General features: G+C 51.5%; 16 protein-coding genes. 10 read left to right on the top strand and 6 right to left on the bottom strand.

Annotated elements, in window-relative coordinates:
• The 4 genes from JRI95_01855 to JRI95_01840 form a co-directional block, all read left to right on the top strand.
• Window positions 1–136: ABC transporter permease subunit (locus tag JRI95_01855; protein MBW2060286.1), on the top strand; the 136-nt coding region annotated here is incomplete at its 5' end.
• Between the two features lie 18 nt (window positions 137–154).
• On the top strand, window positions 155–1,060 hold the full coding sequence (locus JRI95_01850) for an ABC transporter permease (GenBank protein ID MBW2060285.1): 906 nt from the start codon (window positions 155–157) through the stop codon (window positions 1,058–1,060).
• 13 nt (window positions 1,061–1,073) lie between these two features.
• Complete coding sequence (locus tag JRI95_01845) at window positions 1,074–2,057, top strand: ABC transporter ATP-binding protein (protein MBW2060284.1); 984 nt, start codon at window positions 1,074–1,076, stop codon at window positions 2,055–2,057.
• Window positions 2,047–3,033, top strand: coding sequence for an ATP-binding cassette domain-containing protein (locus tag JRI95_01840; GenBank protein MBW2060283.1), 987 nt, complete (start codon window positions 2,047–2,049; stop codon window positions 3,031–3,033). Before JRI95_01845 ends, JRI95_01840 begins: the two co-directional genes overlap by 11 nt.
• 213 nt (window positions 3,034–3,246) lie before the next feature.
• Here JRI95_01840 and JRI95_01835 read toward each other — a convergent pair whose 3' ends face one another.
• Window positions 3,247–5,676, bottom strand: a complete 2,430-nt coding sequence (locus tag JRI95_01835; protein ID MBW2060282.1) for a DUF362 domain-containing protein — start codon at window positions 5,674–5,676, stop codon at window positions 3,247–3,249.
• A 21-nt stretch (window positions 5,677–5,697) separates the two neighbouring features.
• A complete protein-coding gene (locus tag JRI95_01830) occupies window positions 5,698–6,501 on the bottom strand; it encodes an acetoacetate decarboxylase family protein (GenBank protein ID MBW2060281.1) in 804 nt (267 codons plus the stop codon).
• 356 nt (window positions 6,502–6,857) lie between these two features.
• Between JRI95_01830 and JRI95_01825 the strand changes: the two genes are divergently transcribed.
• Window positions 6,858–7,493, top strand: a complete 636-nt coding sequence (locus JRI95_01825) for a DUF3786 domain-containing protein (protein ID MBW2060280.1) — start codon at window positions 6,858–6,860, stop codon at window positions 7,491–7,493.
• Window positions 7,494–7,545: 52 nt separating this feature from the next.
• Here JRI95_01825 and JRI95_01820 read toward each other — a convergent pair whose 3' ends face one another.
• The 3 genes from JRI95_01820 to JRI95_01810 are packed head-to-tail and all read right to left on the bottom strand — an operon-like array spanning window position 7,546 to window position 10,547.
• Window positions 7,546–8,544, bottom strand: a complete 999-nt coding sequence (locus JRI95_01820) for an electron transfer flavoprotein subunit alpha/FixB family protein (protein ID MBW2060279.1) — start codon at window positions 8,542–8,544, stop codon at window positions 7,546–7,548.
• Window positions 8,545–8,554: 10 nt separating this feature from the next.
• Window positions 8,555–9,349, bottom strand: a complete 795-nt coding sequence (locus JRI95_01815; protein MBW2060278.1) for an electron transfer flavoprotein subunit beta/FixA family protein — start codon at window positions 9,347–9,349, stop codon at window positions 8,555–8,557.
• A gap of 55 nt (window positions 9,350–9,404) precedes the next feature.
• On the bottom strand, window positions 9,405–10,547 hold the full coding sequence (locus JRI95_01810; GenBank protein ID MBW2060277.1) for an acyl-CoA dehydrogenase family protein: 1,143 nt from the start codon (window positions 10,545–10,547) through the stop codon (window positions 9,405–9,407).
• 567 nt (window positions 10,548–11,114) lie between these two features.
• Between JRI95_01810 and JRI95_01805 the strand changes: the two genes are divergently transcribed.
• Entirely contained in the window at window positions 11,115–11,933 is an 819-nt protein-coding gene (locus tag JRI95_01805) for an SDR family oxidoreductase (GenBank protein MBW2060276.1), read from the top strand.
• A 46-nt stretch (window positions 11,934–11,979) separates the two neighbouring features.
• Here JRI95_01805 and JRI95_01800 read toward each other — a convergent pair whose 3' ends face one another.
• Entirely contained in the window at window positions 11,980–13,152 is a 1,173-nt protein-coding gene (locus JRI95_01800; protein MBW2060275.1) for a PatB family C-S lyase, read from the bottom strand.
• A 177-nt stretch (window positions 13,153–13,329) separates the two neighbouring features.
• Between JRI95_01800 and JRI95_01795 the strand changes: the two genes are divergently transcribed.
• From JRI95_01795 to JRI95_01780, 4 genes are all read left to right on the top strand, one after another.
• Window positions 13,330–14,250, top strand: a complete 921-nt coding sequence (locus JRI95_01795) for a nitronate monooxygenase (GenBank protein MBW2060274.1) — start codon at window positions 13,330–13,332, stop codon at window positions 14,248–14,250.
• A gap of 178 nt (window positions 14,251–14,428) precedes the next feature.
• On the top strand, window positions 14,429–15,835 hold the full coding sequence (locus JRI95_01790; GenBank protein ID MBW2060273.1) for a CoA-binding protein: 1,407 nt from the start codon (window positions 14,429–14,431) through the stop codon (window positions 15,833–15,835).
• A 66-nt stretch (window positions 15,836–15,901) separates the two neighbouring features.
• Window positions 15,902–17,446: an amidohydrolase gene (locus JRI95_01785; GenBank protein MBW2060272.1), complete on the top strand. Its 1,545-nt coding sequence runs from the start codon at window positions 15,902–15,904 to the stop codon at window positions 17,444–17,446.
• A gap of 103 nt (window positions 17,447–17,549) precedes the next feature.
• Complete coding sequence (locus tag JRI95_01780; GenBank protein MBW2060271.1) at window positions 17,550–19,103, top strand: hypothetical protein; 1,554 nt, start codon at window positions 17,550–17,552, stop codon at window positions 19,101–19,103.
• Window positions 19,104–19,411 lie beyond the last annotated feature (308 nt).

The raw sequence follows: 19,411 nt of genomic DNA, 5'->3' as shown, positions 1-19,411 counted from the left end.
TGACGCTGTATTTGCCAGGGATTTCCCGGTCTTACAGGCCACGCTGATCCTTGTCGTCTTAAACGTGCTGCTGGCAAATCTGGTGGTTGATATCATCTACGGATATCTCGACCCCAGGGTGCGAGTCCAAAAATAAGGTAAACAGGGATGTAAGATGACGGCACCATCCACACTAGAAGGAGTTGAACCACGCCGCCTGTCCCAGGTTGGTTTCAGAGCCATCGTAAGGGCGCTTTTAAAACACAAACTCTCCCGCGTCGGGCTCGTTATCATTGTTCTGCTTTTCCTGATGGCCATATTCGCGCCTTTACTCGCTCCATATCATCCCAATGAACAGGACCTCTATAATGTCTTGCAGGGGCCGTCTAAAAAGCACTGGCTGGGCACTGACAACGTGGGCCGGGACCTGCTTTCACGTGTCATCTACGGCGCCCGGCTCTCCATGTCGGTCAGTGTCATTGCGACCGCTTTTTCGGCGGCTATCGGCGTAATCGTGGGGCTGATCGCGGGCTATAGAGGAGGGGTCATAGACCAGGTTATCATGCGTATAACCGATACTTTCATGGTTATTCCGGGTCTGGTGTTTGTTCTTATTATGGCCTCGGCGCTGGGACCGGGCATAAAGAATGTTGTCATTGCCATTATATTATTTACCTGGCCGGGCTTTGCGCGCATCATCCGCGGCCAGGTGCTTTCGGTGCGTGAGCTGCCATATGTGGAGGCGGCTCGGGCCAGTGGGTCGTCAGGCGTACGGATCATGTTCAAACATCTTCTGCCCAATTCACTCGCCCCCGTTATCGTGGCCTCTGCCCTCTCTCTTGGTATGGCGGTTGGAATTGAAGCCGGGGCCGCCTTTCTTGGAGTCGGTGTCCAGCCGCCCACTCCAAGCTGGGGCAAGGCGCTCAGAACCGGCTACTCTTACCTGGAAAGGGTCCCGCTTTTTTCCTTCGCCCCCGGCCTGTTAATTACTTTGGCTGTATTGTCTTTCACTCTTGTGGGTGACGGCCTCAGAGACGCCCTTGATCCACGTCTGCGAGGTGAAGGCAAAAAGATAAAGTAAAGAAAGCCTGTCCATGAAGCCATTATTGGAAGTCAAAAACCTTCACACCCATTTCCTTACGGATGACGGACTGGTAAAGGCCGTGGGCGGTATCTCCTATGATCTTTATAAAGGAGAAACACTTGGCCTTGTGGGGGAAAGCGGCTGCGGCAAGAGTGTCAGCGCACTCTCCATCCTGCGCCTCATTCCAAACCCGCCGGGTAAGGTTGTGGAAGGAGAGGTGTTTTTTGAAGGCCGGGATCTGCTCAAAATAAGCGAGCATGAGATACGGGAGGTGCGCGGCAATGAAATTGCCATGATCTTCCAGGAGCCGATGACCTCGCTCAATCCCGTGCTCACCATCGGCTACCAGATAGCCGAGCCCTTGGAGGTGCATAAGGGTCTGTCCAAGGATAAGGCCTGGGAGGAGGCCGCTAACTTACTTACAAAGGTTCAGATTCCTGAAGCGGCGGCACGGCTCAGGGCTTACCCGCATCTGTTTAGCGGCGGTATGCGGCAGCGTGTCATGATGGCTATGGGACTCGGCTGCGACCCCAAGCTGATCATCGCCGATGAACCCACCACCGCTCTTGACGTGACCATCCAGGCTCAGCTTCTGGAACTGATGAAAAACCTGACGCGGGATTTTAACATGGCGCTGATCATCATCACCCATAACCTTGGGGTGGTGGCGAGATACGCGGACCGGGTCAACGTCATGTATGCCGGACGCTTTGTAGAGAAAGGGACAGCCAGGGACATCTATGGCGATCCGAGACATCCCTACACCATCGGTCTGATGGCTTCGGTCCCGCGCCTGGACCTGGATGTTAAAAAGAAGTTGATTCCCATTGAGGGCCAGCCGCCTGACCTTTTGCACATTCCACCGGGGTGCGCCTTCCGCCCGCGGTGTAATTATGCTATTGAAAGGTGCCAAGTGGACACACCTGAACTTACTCCGGTTGGAGATAAACATGAGGTAGCGTGCTGGGTTGATGTCAGAAAAAATGCAAGATAACGGCGTATTGATTGAAGTCAAAGACCTGGCTGTGCATTTCCCCATGTTCAGGGGACTTATTCGCAAGAAAAAAATCGGGGATATCAAGGCGGTAGATGGGGTTAATTTTCAGATCCGCACCGGTGAAACCCTTGGACTGGTGGGCGAGAGCGGCTGCGGCAAAACGACCACCGGCCGGGCCATCCTTCAGCTTGATCGCCCCACCGGAGGGCAGGTCTTTTTTGAAGGGTCCGAAATCAGCGGTCTTGAAGAGAATGAACTCAGACCCCTGCGCCGCAGGATGTCAATGATCTTTCAGGACCCCTTCGGCTCCCTGGACCCCCGCATGACGGCCGGCGACATTATCGGTGAACCGCTTTTGATTCATCGTATGTCCAGCAGTAAATTCGATTATCGAGACAAGATTGCTGAGCTGTTGAGGATCGTTGGGCTTGATCCGATTATGGCGGATCGTTATCCTCATGAGTTCAGCGGGGGACAGCGGCAGCGTATCGGCGTGGCTAGGGCCCTTTCAGTCAGGCCCAGCTTCATCGTTTGCGACGAACCGGTCTCGGCCCTGGACGTCTCGATTCAGGCCCAGATTATCAATCTGCTGGAAGAACTGCAGGAAGAGTTCAACCTGACCTATCTCTTTATTGCTCACGACCTTTCGGTAGTGCGGCATATCAGCGACCGCATCGCAGTGATGTATCTGGGCGACATCGTGGAGATAGCCACCAGGGCCGATCTTTATCGCAACCCTCTTCATCCTTACACCAAAGCCCTGCTCGCCGCCGTTCCAATTCCCGATCCGGTGGTGGAAGCCCAGCGGGAGCATATGATTATTATGGGCGAAGTGCCCAGCCCGTTTAATCCGCCGTCCGGGTGCAAGTTTCATCCGCGCTGCTCCGAGGCGATTCCAGACTGCCGCCAGCAAACGCCTGTTCTTCATAAGTTAGAAGGCGTTGAACATTGGGTGGCCTGCCCGCAGCAGTAGCCGAACGCATGGTCTAAGGATTTTTGTTATCCCTATCTATACTGATTGATAAAATAACTTTCCGATCATATCTTTTTAGGGGAAACCAAAAGGAGAGATTCGCTGCGCTCGCAATGACATACCATTGATATTATTATAAATTGTCATTGCGAGGAGCGTTAGCGACGAAGCAACCTTAACCCTTTTTAGTGGAACGTATTTTTACCTTTCTCTCTAGGGCGTTATATCCGTCTGAACATCAGTGATCTTCAAGTCCGGCCAGACGATCTTGCCTCCATTAAAAACTGCAGTCAGTATCCTGGCTGGATCGGATGTTTCCTCGACGTTCGGTGTGTCGAATTCGTCCATGCGGGCATAACCCGGTGGAACGTATAATGTAAAATCAAGAGGCTCGGCCTGGCCGCTCAGCACCTCTTTGATATATTTCGCGGCAGCCTCCTCATCTGGAGAGAGCCGTTGCGGACCTATATACCGCCTTCCATTTTGCGTGAGGTCGGCGTAGCGGAAGACTGTATAGTACAGGCTTGGAAACCCGATCCTTGAGGGAAACCCTAAACCATATATGGCCTGGGAGATCCGTGCCTGGGCCGCCTGCTGGAAGCTGGGCCATTTCCCTTTGCCCCAGGTTAAACCCGATATGAAATTATCCTGGGTTTCAACGTCAGAGAGCGACATCATATAGGCCATCATGGCAACAGTGCCAGAGTAATACTCCTTGAACAGGTCCAGTCCTTCGCGGTTCCATTCAGGATAGGTATATTTTAGATGGTTTGCCATCGCAGCATAGTTCACCCGAACCTGCTCTAGTTCACCGGCACCCATCATACTGACGTTAATACCACCCAGGAGCATCCCTGGTCCGTATATTCCTTTTTTTCCTTTTTCCTCATAGGTAACGATGCCATCTCCGTCTTCATCAAAGGCATCGAGGAACTCCTTTTTCAAGGAAGAGCCGGCTAGTTGATCCACTGCTTCGAGATAGCCGAAGAATGTTCGCTGCATGTCCCAGGGTATTTTAAAGGCGGCTGTGTAAAGCGCTGTAGTTATAATTGAAGAGAAGGTCCGATTCTCGACTCGGCCCAAACGGCCCTGAAGGGAGGCCAGTGGGGTATCCGTCATCGAATCATGCCCCACGACATAGTATGTTCTTGTGCCCAGGCCCCTTTCTTCCGCAACTTTGAAGCAAATATCCCGGGCAAGCGGGCAATCTAAGCCCGGCCTGGTAACGATATTACTGCCTTCCACAACCGCGATAGGCACCGCCTGCGGAAAGCGGCCGCCTGAGCCGTCATCCAGCCCGGACTCATGGGCTTCCTTGAGTCGCACATTGCTGAATATGTAGCGTGCACATAAATAATCGGTCGCCACCGGGTCCAGTCCGGCAAAGATCAGGCCTTCGGGCTGTCTCAGGCCCAGCCCCGAGCCCGTGTGATCCACGTTGGTTGGCTCGAGGGCGTCTACAATATTCACCATGAAAATATTCTGATCGGCCACCGCCTTGATGATGTCAATCATGGTCGCCGTCAGCCCGCCAGTCTTTTTTACAATATAGTTGCCATCTGCATCGCGCTTGGGGAGACAGGTTTCATAGTCCATCTCCGGGACCCAGACCTGGTGCGGAAGGCCCGCCTTCATGCCTGGTACAGGGGTATAGGGCTGGGCGTATTCCCATTGGCAGCTATCTGTTCGAGCCGCCTGCATGGGGTAAAGCCCTATCCCCAGGTTTTTAATTACATTGGTAAAAAGGGCTTGGATATGCACCTTTAATTTGGGCAGATTGATAAGGATACAGCCAGGATACGCCTTCATGTCTTCCGGGTCGTTCGGATCTCCACCCACAACGACCTTGTGCAGTATGATGGATTTGAAATTAACGCCGTCCGAGACTTCCACATCACGACCCTTGGTGACATCATCAGAGATACGGTTCAGGTCGTAGACCATAAGCTTATCAATGACATGCCCCGGGGGGATATAAGTCCCGGCCACGCTTTCCTCAAAGCCTTTCATGGGGTCGTCTTCTGCGGCCCGGTCAAGATGCTCGCTCAGGTATCTTCGGACAAAATAGAATCCCCACCCGCCGTAAAAATCGCCGGACCGGCCTTCGATGGTGGCCTCGGTGGTCACCGGTTCATTATCCGCCTTAAGAATTGTGTACAGGGCGGCTGCCCCTGACATGGTTGTGGCCGCCTCGCCCAAACACATCTGATGGTAGCTGATACCCAGTTTATCGTGGAACCATCTCATAACCGCGGCGACAAAAGACCATTCCGTGCAGGCATTGCTCCCAAGACCCGGGCCATGGATATATGGTACGATGTTGCTTATACTGACCAGGTTGGGTTTAAAGAGAAGCTTGAGGCCCTTCTCGAGCCTCGATCGGATCTCACGGCTGAAACCGGTTTCCGTATCCAGCAGCGTTAGAGCCAGGTCTATATTTTCATAAGTATAATCTATCCGGGACTTAATCTCCTCCCAGGCTGTTTGATCAGCGTCGTTAATATATTTTTGAAGAAGCTCCCCCACACCCGTGTATGATTTTTCAACGTCCATACGGACCACGCCCACGGCAGAGCCGGTGGAATCAAGTTCATGACGACCGATGGATGACTCGACTGATGTCCCTTTCAGTATGCCTTTCATAGAATCAATATCCTCTTCAATTCAGCGTATAACGCGTTTCGGTTTGACGGCTAAGGCAAGATTGCTGGATCCTTTAAGCACCAGAGCAATGCGGTACTCGATGATGGGCAGCTCGGCCAGGGCGTTGACGATATGAAATTGGGTCGGGTTTTGCTCCCAGGTAAGATGCTGCCATTTGACTTCCCCCTTCCCAACCCAGGCCTCCGTGGTGACGCCAGCGGTGGGAAATAAAGTAGCATGGCTCACCGCTGCCCGGGGTTCGCCAATTTTGGGAATATATTTCCAGCCCATCCAGTGGCTTTTTTCCGCGGCCTTTCTCATCTCTTCGATCTGTTCCTTGGTCAATGGATGCAGGGCCTTAATCGTAAGGTCCACGATCTTATGGCCGAAGTGACTGGCCGAGGCGCGCCATTCTCCCTCGATGATGCTATGGTCCGGGATATCCGCATATACCTTTGGGATGCCTTCTATTTCCCTCCCGGTAAGGATGGGATCGGTGAGGTTCTCCCACAACACCAGCGGATAGTTTCCGCTCAGATGATCCTCCTCGCCGTTGAAAACCACCGAGGCGTTTACCCCGATGATGTTGTAGGAGTGGCCGGCCAGCCAATCAATCTCCTTATTCATTGAGTAGGAAACTGATACGATCGGCTCCTCCCCGACTTCAAAAGGTTTGGGCAGATACTGGGTCAGTATATCGCGATCTGTCAGGTAACTGACGATCATGGTCGTTACGTCATGATACTGGCCGGTGCCTCTTCCTGCCGGCCGCGGCCCGAAGTGAAACGGCATCATGTAACTTCGGTCTTTTTCGAACTTGAACATAATAAAACCTTTCTTCCTGTTTGGTTTTCATTTAAAGGATACTGTTGATCTCACAGTTGATATTAAATGTGAGGATTGATTCGTCCTGGATCAGTGATCCGCTCCTCTGAGTTCCAAAGAAGAAAGCCCACAGCTTCCGGACTTTGATATAAAAATCATATCCTAGATTAGCTTATCTGGCAATAGAGTCATGTCGCACGGCGCTAGAATGTTGAGTGGTGGGGAACTTTAATTCATAGTCATGATATGATAAATTAGAAACTGATCATTGGTGCCGGTTTGATCGAAATCAAACTCGGCCAAATCGGTAATCAGAGACAGGCAACTGAAAATTCTCTTGTCTGGAAGTCTTGTAAATGAATGATTTTTTATCAAACGTCAAGGCAGACTCGGCTTTATATAGCGGCGTGGAAAATTTGCCGCCGGCGCTCTGGTCCGACCTGGCTGAAATGGAACCGGATTCTGTCTGTCGCCGGGCCGCGGTTACTTATCGCCTTGACAAGGGTTTCCTCCTATCTTTTTTAGGCGGTGAATATCTGATCAACCCGAAGAACCGTGGAATCACGGGTCTGGGGAAAGCTTACCCCATCGGGTTCCAGGCCGGTTTGGTTATGCTGAGTTACCTTCTTTGCGCCTCGGAAGCTGATTTGACCGGTCGAATGATCACGGCCAGGGAGATTAAGGGCGGCTCTTTTTTCTTTCAGGGCCCGCATGCCTTAAGTAAGCAGAACGTGCTTAAGCGTTATGCCCGGGATGGAGCCGGTTTCTTAACACGGGCTTTGAGCTGGGGAGCAAGTCCTCTAGCTTTTGGGGATGCGGCCTTCCGAATTCTGGTCCTGCCCAAGGTTCTGGTAGCTTACACGTTTTACGAAGAGGACGACGAATTTCCTGCTCGTCTAGTCATCACCTTTGATGCCTCCATTGAAAAGCATCTGCCTCTGGACGCCATCTTTGCCATGGTTAACGTGATATCTCATCAGCTGGTCAGGTGAGATGAGGCTCAATATTTATTCATTTGTAAGTTAGGGCCGCAGAAACCCGCGTTTACCGATCAAAGAAGGGCTTGATGGCTGTGATGAGCTTTGGTAATATCTCCTTAAAATCACCAACAAGTCCGATGTCACAGTGGGTGAAGATTGGTGCTGTTCGGTCCTGGTTGATACCCACCATTAAATCTGGATTTTTGATGCCGACCATATGGTGCATGTGGCCGGATAGGGCGACTCCAATATAGAGTTTCGGTTTAACCGTTCGGCCGCTTGTCCCTATCATCTGCTTTTCCTCAGCCCAGCCCTCATCTACTGCGGGCCTGGTCGCTCCGACGGCGCCGCCCAGGACCGAAGCCAGGTCTTGGATCAGCTTCCAATTTTCTGCGGCGCCAACCCCCCAACCTCCGGCAACGACCACCTCTGCCGTATCCAAGTCGCTTTGCTGTACTTCCTCTCGCTCAACTTCCACGATCCGATAGGTAATGTCTTTGGTGTCAACAACCGGATCCAGCGTGATTATTCGACCTCTGGGTTGCCCCGATTGAGGGAGGTCGAATACTCCTGGCTTGACTGTGGCCATCTGGGGACGAGTCCTGAGGCAACTTATCTTGGCCATGATACTGCCGCCCCAACCCGGAACCACGGCTAAAAGCTCACCTGCGTCAGTGAGCTCAAGGTCTATACAATGGGCCGATAACCCGGTCCGTAACTTGGCGGCCAGACGAGGCCCAAGGTCCATACCCATGGCTGTGGCGCCCAGCAAAAAAATTTCAGGCTGATTATGCCGCACAGCCGTGGCAAGTGTCTTGGCATAGGCCTGATTGCAGTAATCCTTAAGAAGCGGATCATCCGCCATCAGGACCTCATTGACCCCGTAAGTCAGGATTTCCTCGGCCAAGGCAGAAACATGGTGGCCAACCAGAACAGCGGCTACTTTCCATTTGGCCTGTCTACCGAGGTCTAACGCTTTTTGAACCAGTTCCAGGCCAACTTCGATCAGCTGTCCCTGGCGATGCTCCACAAATACCCAAATTTTGCTTTCAGATGAGCCCATAGCATCATACTTAACAGAATCCTAAGCGGTGAAGTCTGTCAGCCAGTTCTTTTGCCTGGATTTCGGCGTCTTGATCAAGCATTTCAGCATTACGGCCTCGCTCAGGTATAAACAGGTCGGCCATCTGAGTGGGCGAGTCAGCCAGACCGACGCATGGTTCGGTCAAATTAAGGTCTTCCGACGTCCAGACCTGAATCTCTTTCTCTTCGGCGGCCAAGATATTCATCATGGTCACATATCTCGGCTCGTTTATCTCCTTAACCACAGACAGGACCATAGGCGGGGCGATCTCCACGACCCGATAGCCGAGTTCGATCTGGGACCGGACCTTAAAGGGCAGCCCCGGAGAGTACTCAATTTGGCTGACAAACATCAAATTGGGGACGTCCAGGAACTCCGATATCTGTGCACTGACCTGGGCCGTACCACCGTCAATAGTTTCGTTCCCGCAGAGGATGAGATCAAAATTGCCAATAGCTTTAATAGCCTCTGCCAGAACATAGGCCGTGCCCAAAGTGTCGGAACCACTGAAAGCCCGGTCAGATAGAAGCACCGCCCGGTTAGCGCCCATGGCAAGAGCTTCCTGGAGGACAGGTATCATCTCCAATGGGGCCATACTGATTACGATGACCTCCCCTCCTTGCTTTTCATTTAATCTCAAGGCCTCTTCAAGGGCGTTTTTGTCCAAAGGGTTGATCGTCGAAGGTATGCCTTCGCGAATCAGGGTCTTGGTCTCTGGGTCCAGCTTCAGTTTGTTCCAGTGTTTTGGGTCAGGAACCGATTTCAAACAAACAATTATTCGCATGACGCTTCACTGAAAACAGTTAGGGCCGGAGGATCGTCTCCGGCCCATTGGTAGTTTAACCCGCGGCAGACATAGCCGCTCTGCCTAAAACGATCTTGGCAATCTCGGCTGTACCTCCAGCCGGGATAGCGACCACGGCGTCTCGCAAGAGGCGCTGGACTTTGTATTCCTTCATGACGCCGTAGCTGCCGTGAACCTCGATGGCCCGGCGGGCAGACCTGGCGGCTGCTTCGCATGCGAATGATTTTGCAAGGGCTGACTCGGGTTCCACCCGCATCCCCTGATCTACCATCCACCCGACGCGATAGGCGGCTAACCTGGCCAGTTCCAGATCGGAGTAGATTTCGGCCAGGTGAACCTGAATCTGCTGTAGTCTGGAAATGGGTTGACCATAAGCTGTCCGCTCGTTGGCGAACTTTACCGCCTCCTCAAGGGCGGCGTTAAGAATACCCAGGCCTACTGACGCCATGCCCGGTCTGCCGCATTCGACGATGCTTCGGAGGGCGATGGTCATGCCTTCACCTTCGTTCCCCAGCAAATTCTCGGCAGGCGCCTCGCAGTCCTGGAAGACCAGTTCACCGGTGTTAGCGCCACGCAAGCCGACTTTGTCCTCCTTACGGCCCAGCTTGGCCCCGGGGAAATCCTTTTCCACGATGAAGGCGGAAAGCCCCTTGCGGCCTTCGCCGGTCCGGGCAATAATGATCCAGGTATCCGAGACATGGGCGTTGGTGGCGAAGCACTTGCGACCGTTGATGATGTACTTATCGCCTTCCAGCTTGGCCGAGGTCTGCATCCCGGCCAGATCAGAGCCTCCGGAAGGATCGGTTACTGACAGCACGCCCAATGTCTCGCCTTTGGCCAGCCCTGGCAAGTATTTCTTTTTCTGTTCTTCGCTACCGCAGATGTCAAGAGCGTAGGCGCACATGTGGTGGACCTGCATAGCCATAGGTATGGCCGGGCAGACGCGGCCCAGTTCTTCCAGGACAATTACCCGAGCCAAATGACCCATGCCGGTGCCGCCGTATTCCTGGGGGGTAATCACGCCGTTGATGCCCATATCGGCCATAGGTTTGATCAGGTCCACAGGAAACTCGCCGGTTTCTTCCATGGCCTCCATATGGGGGGGAATCTCTTTTTCGGCCCACTCGCGAATTGATTTACGCAATAGTTCCTCACGATCAGACAGTTTAAAATCCATGTGTTCTCTCCTTTTTAATCACCCGGCCCAATGAGCAGAAAGCTGACTGGTATCATCAGGCAAGGCGTTTTTGAATTAACAGACATTCGTTTGGGGCTGTCTCTCTGTCGGACTTTGTGTTTAACGGCTCAAGCTTTTTTTCAAATGACTCGGTTGGAACCGTGTCAGGCCTCGGATCATTTTTTCTTGGAAAAGGGGGACGTGGTTGAATTGGTTGAATAACTTTTCTCACAAGCAAATAAAAAATAATTGCCTCATATCAGGCAATGTCCAGATCGGATTTGGATAACTTTCCACATACCAAGACCTTGGATGGTTAATGATTGCATAGACTAATTAAAAGTTCAATATCAATTTGGAAGCTGTCTGATAAAATCGAAACCTAATCTAGCATCTTAATAAAATCATGTATCAGCTATTACAATATAGGTTTGAGAATGTCAGGGGCTTAACCGCCTCAGGCCAGGTATGGACTGAGAGACTTTCTCCAGGCCTTAACACTTAACTGGAATTGACAATTAGGTGAGAGTTGAATATTGTACTTAAAAAATCACAGGAGAAGTGAACATGCGTTTAAAGAATCAGGTTGCGGTGGTAACCGGTGGCGGCGGTGGGCTTGGTGAAGGCATCTGCCTCTGCCTGGCCGGCCAAGGCGCTGACGTGATCGTCAGTGATGTCAAGCAGGAGCTGGCAGATAAGGTGGCTGCTAAAGTAAAGGAGCAAGGCAGGAAATCCCTGGCCGTCAGAACGGACGTGCGAAAGGCGGATGAATGTCAGGCCCTCATTGATACAGCGCTTAAGGAGATGGGCCGTTTGGATATCCTGGTCTGCTGCGCCGGGGTTAGCGGCGCGTCATTGTATTCACCATCGGAAGACCCAACGGCTATCGAGAACTTGTCAGAGGAAGTCTGGGACCTGACCATTGACGTGAATCTCAAGGGCGTTTTTTTATGCAACCGGGCTGTCATCCCGCATTTTAAGCAGCAGGGCAAGGGTAAGATCATCAATATTTCTTCGGTGGCCGGGCGGAAAGGATCAGCTAATCTTCCTATTTACGGCGCCTCCAAAGCAGGCGTGATCAATTTTACCCAGGCCGTGGCCAGTCAGCTTGCGCCCTTTCATATTAATGTCAACACAGTCTGCCCCGGCATCATTTACACTCCGATGTGGGCTGAGGGAATCAGGAGAATAATTGAATTCAGACCGGAGTTCAAAGGGATGGCCCCTGAGGAAGCCTTTAAACTCATGGCTCAAACGACCATTCCTTTCCAGAGGCCTCAGACCCCGGAAGATATCGGGAACGCGGTTGTTTTTTTTGCTTCGGAAGAGGCCAAAGAGATTACCGGGCAGGCCCTTAATGTAGACGGCGGCACGGCTTTTAATTAAAGATTCCTGTGAGGAACATTTCTGTATAAAGTTCTCAACGGTTCGCTTATAAGGCCCTGACCGCGCTCTCAATGCGCTTCAGCCCTTGTTCCAGAACTGCCCGAGGGCAGGCGATGTTCATCCTTTGAAAACCCTCGCCGCCCGGGCCAAAAGGAGGCCCATCGTCCAGCCCGACTTTAGCCTTCTTGATCATAAATTTTTTTAGCTCTTCGTTGTTTAAGCCTAACTTTCGGCAGTCGAGCCAGAGCAGATAGGTGGCTTCAGGCCTTATAACCTTGATCTGCGGGATCTTTTCTTCGAAATAGGAGATGCTGAATTCCATGTTCTGGCGAAGGTACTCAAGGAGCTGGTCCAGCCATTCTTCACCGTATTGATAAGCGCTTTCCAGGGCCACCAGTCCAAAGGAGTTATCCATGCCTATCCCGATATTTCCGAGCATAATGTTGAAACGCTGGCGAAGTTTGGGATCAGGGATGATGATGACGGATGTTTTAAGCCCGGCCAGATTAAAGGTCTTGCTCGGAGCGACGCAGGTAATGGTCTTTAAGGAAAGCTCCTCGGAGATCGAGGCCGTGGGGATGTGCTTATGGCCTGGGTAAATCAGGTCTGAGTGGATTTCATCAGAGATCAAAACAATATCGTTTTTAAGGCAGAACTGACCGAGCCTGACAAGCTCTTCCTGTTCCCAGGCGCGTCCGACAGGATTGTGCGGACTGGAGATAATCATCAGCCTGGTGCGGGAACTGATCCTTTTGTCAAGATCATCAAAATCCATGAGGTAGCGTCCGTTTTCAAACTTGAGCGGGTTGTTCACGACCTGACGTCCGTTGTTTAAGACCACCCTGAAGAATGGATAATAGACAGGCGGCTGAAGGATGATCTTATCCCCGGGCTGTGTCAGGGCCAACACGCAAACATTCAAGGCTGTCACGACCCCGGGGCTGTATGTCAGCCATTCTTTCTCGACTTTCCAGCCCTGCCGCCTTTCCAGCCAGCGCAGCAAGGGCTCATAATATGAGAGCGGCTTAAACGTATACCCGAATATACCATGGTCGGCCTGTTTTTTAAGGGCCTCGATCACCGGCGGCGGCGCCTTAAAATCCATATCCGCCACCCACATGGGGAGCACTTCCTTATCCCCGTAAAGCGGTTCAACGGCGTCCCATTTTGCACAGCTGGTGTTCCGGCGGTCTATTATCTTGTCAAAGTCATACTTCATTTTTCAAACCTCTAGATTTAACAGGGTGCCTTTAAGGCTCAGCAAGTGTAACAAATAGGCAAGAGGAGAGTCAAATTTTCAGGCAATTGACATCAGACCGTCAAGGCCATAGAATCAGGGTGCTCATTCATCTGAACGCCTTCCGAATAGAATGTTCTGACAAGGCAGACTGAGCGGATGAAGGAAAAGGAAGAAGGCATGTCAAACATAATCTGCAAGGCGTTAGGGATCCGTTATCCGATTATATTAGGCGGAATGGCGGGAATAGGCAGGGCGCGGCTAACGGCCGCTGTAAGTGACGCCGGGGCGCTGGGACTTCTCGGGGCCGGTCCCTGGAACGGATCGGAATTAAAGGCCCAGATCAGGCGCGTGCGGGATCTGACCGGGAAAACCTTTGGGGTTAATATCCCGGTTGGTTCGGAACATGCCGAAGATCTGATCGAAACGGTCATCGCCGAAGGTGTTCAGGTGGTGGCGACCTCTGCTGGCGATCCGCAGCGCTTTACGCCAAAGTTAAAGAGGCATAACATCTTTGTAATGCATGTAGTCCCGACCTCGGCTTATGCGGTCATTGCTGAGGAAGCCGGTGTTGATGCCGTCGTGGCCGAGGGTGTGGAATCAGGAGGCATGACCAGCCTGGAGGAGGTTTCGACCTTTGTTCTCGTGCCGCAGGTGGTGGATGCCGTGAAATGTCCGGTCATTGCCGCTGGCGGGATTGGTGACGGCCGGGGGCTGGCGGCCGCCCTGGCTCTGGGCGCTGATGGTGTCCAGATGGGCACGGTGTTTATGGCCACTGCGGAGTGTGAGATTTCCCGCGTCTTTAAAGAAATAATGATCAGGGCCAGGGAGACGGACACCAGGCTTGTGCGGCAAGAAAGATCCTCACGCCGAACCTTCAAAGAGGAATTTATCCGCACCAGCTTGAACGATCAGCCGGAACTTGCCGCCGATTTGCAGACTGACCTGGATTTTTCCTTGCGCGGCGCGGGTCAGGTAACCGGCCTGGTTCATAAAATTCAACCGGTGAAGGAGGTCATTGACCGGATGATCAAGGAGGTCGGCGAGGTCTTGCCTCACATCTCGGAGAAGCTCTCCTGATCGCATCGGCCTGAAGAGGTTAAAACAAGGATTTTTTCAAAAACCGGTCTCTCAAAAGAACTGTGTCTTTCAATATGATATCCGCAACCTGTTCTGGCCAGTCCTAGCGGTATTCAAATATTACTACAGGTGCTGCAGCTCAGGTTTCATGGTTTACAGACAGGAGGAATACCAAACCATGTCAGAAGCTATTGTCAAACAGCTCGATCCAATATTGAAAGCCAAATCTGTGGCCTTCGTGGGTGCGACGGCCAGTCCGGCTAAATGGGGCTTCAGCGTCATACAGCGGGCCTTAAAATCCGGCTATCGAGGCGCCATATACCCGATCAATCCCAGTGGCGGCGAGATCTTAGGACTTAAGGTCTATCCAGATGTGAATGACGTCCCTGAAGATATTGACCTGGCCGTTTTTACCGTCCCGGCGGAACGCATGCCTCAAGTCATGGAAAGCTGTATCAAGAAAAGAATCAAAGGCGGCGTGATTATTTCTGCGGATTTTTCGGAAACAGGTGAAAGAGGCAAGGCCCTTGAGGATGAGACGATCAGAATTGCCCGGAGCGGCGGTCTGAGGCTCATCGGCCCTAACGGCATGGGTATCTGGACCTCAGCCGTGCAGCTTAATGTCGCCCTGGAACCCGAGCCATCTCCCGGGCCTTTGGCCTTCATTTCCCAGAGTGGGACTTACGGCGGCGGTCTGGCTCAGATAGCCAAAATAAAGGGATACGGGCTGAGTAAATTCCTGAGCATTGGCAACCAGGCGGATCTCACCGCCTCGGATTTACTTCAGTACCTGGGCTTTGATCCAGATACAAAAGTCATCGTCCTGTACATGGAAGGTTTCAAGGACGGGCGGCGCTTTTTTGAAGTCGCCCGGGAGGTGGTGAAGAAAAAGCCGATTGTGATTTATAAAGGCGGAAGCACGGCTGTGGGCGCTCGCGCCACCATGTCACACACCGCTTCCATCGCCGGGACGGATGAAATCTTCGACGCCATGTGCAGACAGGCCGGTATACTCCGGGCGCGGGAAGTGGAACATCTCTTTGTGATGGCCGAGGCCTTTCTTGGCCGGGTCCTCCCCAGGAGGAACAGGGTCGGGATTATCGGCAGCGGCGGTCAGGGTGTGGTCACGGTGGATTCATGCGCCTCCCTGGGGCTTGAGGTCCCTCAGCTTGATGAAGAGGCCCAACTCAGGATGAAGGCCTCCCTGCCGCTCCACGCCCCCATCCCTAACAACCCGGTGGATTTTGCCGGCGGTTTCAGGACAGCCACAGACGAAGCCATGATGGCCGAGGAGCTGGCCAGGCTCGATTATATTGATGGCATTATCACCAATGCCCCCAGAGCTCATTTCAGAGGAAGAAATGCCGCCGATGTGGTCAGAAATGCCCTTGACGGAGCCGAGATATTAACTTCCATTCCATCAAAATACGGCAAACCGGTTATCGTCATGCAATGGAGAGGAAGCAGCGATGAGGCTATCATAAATATGTTCCAGAACGCCGGTATCCCGATGTATGAGAGCCCTGAGAACTGCGCTCGCGCCATGTATGCCATGGTCAAGTATGCTGAGATCAGGAGGAGATAGGCTGCGCTGAGGCCCGGTACGGAGACACCGGCCCCTCATAGATCCTTCCGGAGCGATATTACTGAAATGGCTAATCTTCTTCTAATAAACGCCGATGTCATGACCATGGATCCACATTGCCTTGCGGCGCGTGAGATCGCGGTCAAGCATGGCCGCATCCTGGCTGTGGGAGAAGAAGATGCGCTCCGGAAGTTGAGAACCGGTCGCACAGAGGTTATTGATCTTGGCGGTAAGACGGTCCTGCCCGGTTTTATTGACGCTCATCTTCACCTGCGCGCTCTGGCCGAAAGCCTGGTCACCTTAAATATCGGACCAACGACCGGCGTGCGCTCCATTTCGGACATTAAAGAAAAAATCAATTGTGAGGCTCAAAACCACCCGCCAGGAACCTGGATCAGGGCTGGGGGATATAATGAGGTCTATCTGGCCGAGAAACGCCATCCAGACCGGAAGGACCTTGATGACGCAGCCCCGCATCATCCGGTCAAGCTCACCCATCGCTCCGGCCACGCTCATGTACTAAACAGCCTGGGCTTAAGTCTCATTCAGATCTCACTAGAGACACCTGATCCGCCAGAAGGGATTATGGAGCGGGATCTTGAGACCGGAGCGCCGACCGGGTTATTTTTCGGCTTGGGCGATTTCCTGTCAAAACGAATACCGCCGCTTAAGGAGCGTCAATTGGACTGCGGGGTCAAATTGGCCGACCAGGAGCTGCTGTCTTGCGGCGTCACCTCTTTTCAAGACGCCTCCTCCCGCAACGATTTCAACCGCCTAAAACAGCTAGAGCGCTGGGAAACCAGCGGTTTTCTGAAATGCCGGGCCTCAATGATGCTCGGCTTGAAGGGTCTGGAAGAACATCTAGCGGGCCGATTTTCAATACATGAGGCAGAGAAAGCTCTTTGTCTTGACGCTGTAAAGATCATCCTGGATGAAACCACAGGGCGGCTGAATCCGGGTCAGGAGAAGTTGAACGAGATCGTGCTGGCTGTCCATGAAGCAGGTTTTCAAGCGGTCATACACGCTATTGAAGAGCCAGCCATCGAGTCCGCCTTAACGGCTCTGGAAAACGCATTGAGGAGATTTCCAAGGCCGGATCATCGGCACCGAATCGAGCACTGTTCGGTCTGCCCGCCGGATTTGGCCGGGCGAATTGCCTCTCTCGGGGTCATGGTCGTAACCCATCCGGCTTTCCTGTATTACAGCGGCGAAAGATATCTTAAAACTGTACCTTCCTCACAGTTAAATCATCTGTATCCCTTACGCACTCTCCTGGAAAACGGTGTTAAGGTCGCAGCCGGATCGGACGCTCCCATTGTCCCGGTCAATCCTTTAGCCGGTGTCTATGCCGCGGTCTCGCGGAAGGCCGAAACTGGTGAGTTCGTTATGGTAAAAGAAAAAATAACCGTGTATAAAGCCTTGCGTATGTATACCGAGCTTGCGGCCGCGAGCGCCTTTGAGGACCTGGACAAAGGAATAATCTCGCCGGGCAAACTGGCAGATCTGGTCGTTTTGAGCGCTAACCCTGCTACGGTTCCGGTAGAGGAGATAAAAGACATTCAAGTGGAGATGACCATCCTGGACGGCAAGGTGGTTTGGACGTGTTCATAGGATTTTCATTGCAGCATATTGATTTTAATTTTACGAATCGTTTGTAGGATGTTGATCTTAATTAAAAAGAACATGATGTTTTCCACGAGAAATTTGATAAGAATTGAAAAAAGGAGAGGATGACTTGTCGCTAGACTCCATTTTAGAAATCACTGCCCAGGGTGCATGGAACGAGGGAACTCTGGTAGATAATTCAATTTATGAAGATAAAGGTATGCACTTCAAGGGCGGCATACCCGTAAACAACGAGACAATTCAGCAAAGAATTGGCGTCAGAACAAGGGTGGTTGCTTCGGCTGCCGACAGAATCGGCGTTAAAGCCATGCAAGACCTCCTTGAAACATCCTGTATTGATCCTGCTCGCATAAAGCTAGTCATTGGCGCAACAAATACTGGAGATGATAAATACGACCCCGGCCCATTGATCAGATACCCTTTTGAACTCATTAGCAAGCAGTGTCCCCGGGCCATGGTAATGGACTTATACGCCGGGTGTCCTGGTTTTAATGTGTCGGTCGAGCTTGCTTTTGTTCTTTCCCAGGCCGGGGTTCTTAAAGATGGAGATATATCCGTTATCGTGGGAGCGGAAAACATACATCGGGCCAATGGCTTTAAACCTGACGATACCAGCAGTATCATATTTGGTGACGACGCCTTGGCTACAGCGCTTGAAACGAAAACCAGTTTAAAGCCTGCTGGACGCTACTTTCGAAGCGATAAGATCAAATATAATTTGAAAGAGGATTTTATATCAGACATGGCAGGGTTAATTCTTGAATTAACCGCGACTGATAAAATAGATGGCATTATTGTTGATAATCAACTTGGCAGCTTGGAATATAAAATACCCGCGACTGCGGCCAGAGTTCAGCATCGTTTGGTTGAGCTGATGTATCCGGAAGAAGCATCAAAGGGGATTTTTAAGCGCTTTAGAGAAGCGATCGAGTTTTATGATCAAAATGTAAAATCGTTTGCCTACGATATTATGACTGATGGCGAGGATACGAGTCTGGTTGATAAGATAGCCAGGGCGTATGTTGAATCAGGCAAATGTAACACCGTCGTTTCCGTCTACCTTACTCCTGATTTAAGCATAGAGCTTAGACTGCATAAAGGAGCGGGCTTTACTTTTAAAAAGCCTCGGACCGGTATTATTGATACGCATACCAGCACCCATGGATGTTTTGCCGATTATATACAATTTCTACCGGACAACGGGGAAATTTGGGGAGACATGAATGGGAAGGGCGTCTTTTTATACGCCACTCGCGGAGCCAGAACTCATATACTTGAGCTTTTGTCCAGAAACAGCCTGACCATGAAAGACGTTGATCTTCTTATTGAACATCAAGCCAATTTTGCGATGATACCCATGACCCTGGAGAAGGTCTTAAACAACGGTCAACTAGATGTAAATAAAGATGTAATTGAATATATTGCCAACAAAATGGTTACAAACATCCATGAGCGGGGTAATTGTTCTGTCGTCTGCATGCAGAGGCTTCCGTATGATCTTCAGCAAGGCGCCCTGAAGGCAGACTCCGTCCAGGGCTATCCGGTGAATAGAAGCCTTGATAATCTGAAAGACGCCCACATCATTCTATTCGATTCTGTAGGCGCTGGCATGACACGAAGCTCCATCTTGCAAATAAAATGAACCATAGCAAAGAACCTCAAATTTATCTGAATTATTGCTTACGGCCAAAGATTTTCTCGAAGCCCTCCGCGCCTAGATCAAACCCTGCTTGGCATTCCTCTAAAATCCATGCTCTGATGTTTCATCCTTTCCTGAGCTCATTGAGGTCATAGGTGGACATTTCGTTTATCATGGCACTATCTCCCCAAAGGATAGAATCCAGTGTTGGTATTATCTCAATTAATGGTTTTATCTGTTCTTCTATGACCAAACTGCTGTACTTTTACAAATCTTTTACAAACGAGTTGCTTTAAACCAATTAAAATAAA

It is taken from the genome of Deltaproteobacteria bacterium, assembly GCA_019308995.1.
Taxonomy (GTDB): Bacteria; Desulfobacterota; Desulfarculia; order Adiutricales; family JAFDHD01; genus JAFDHD01.
The sequence above is the reverse complement of the archived record's forward strand: the minus strand, read 5'-3'. Positions and strand labels throughout refer to the sequence as shown.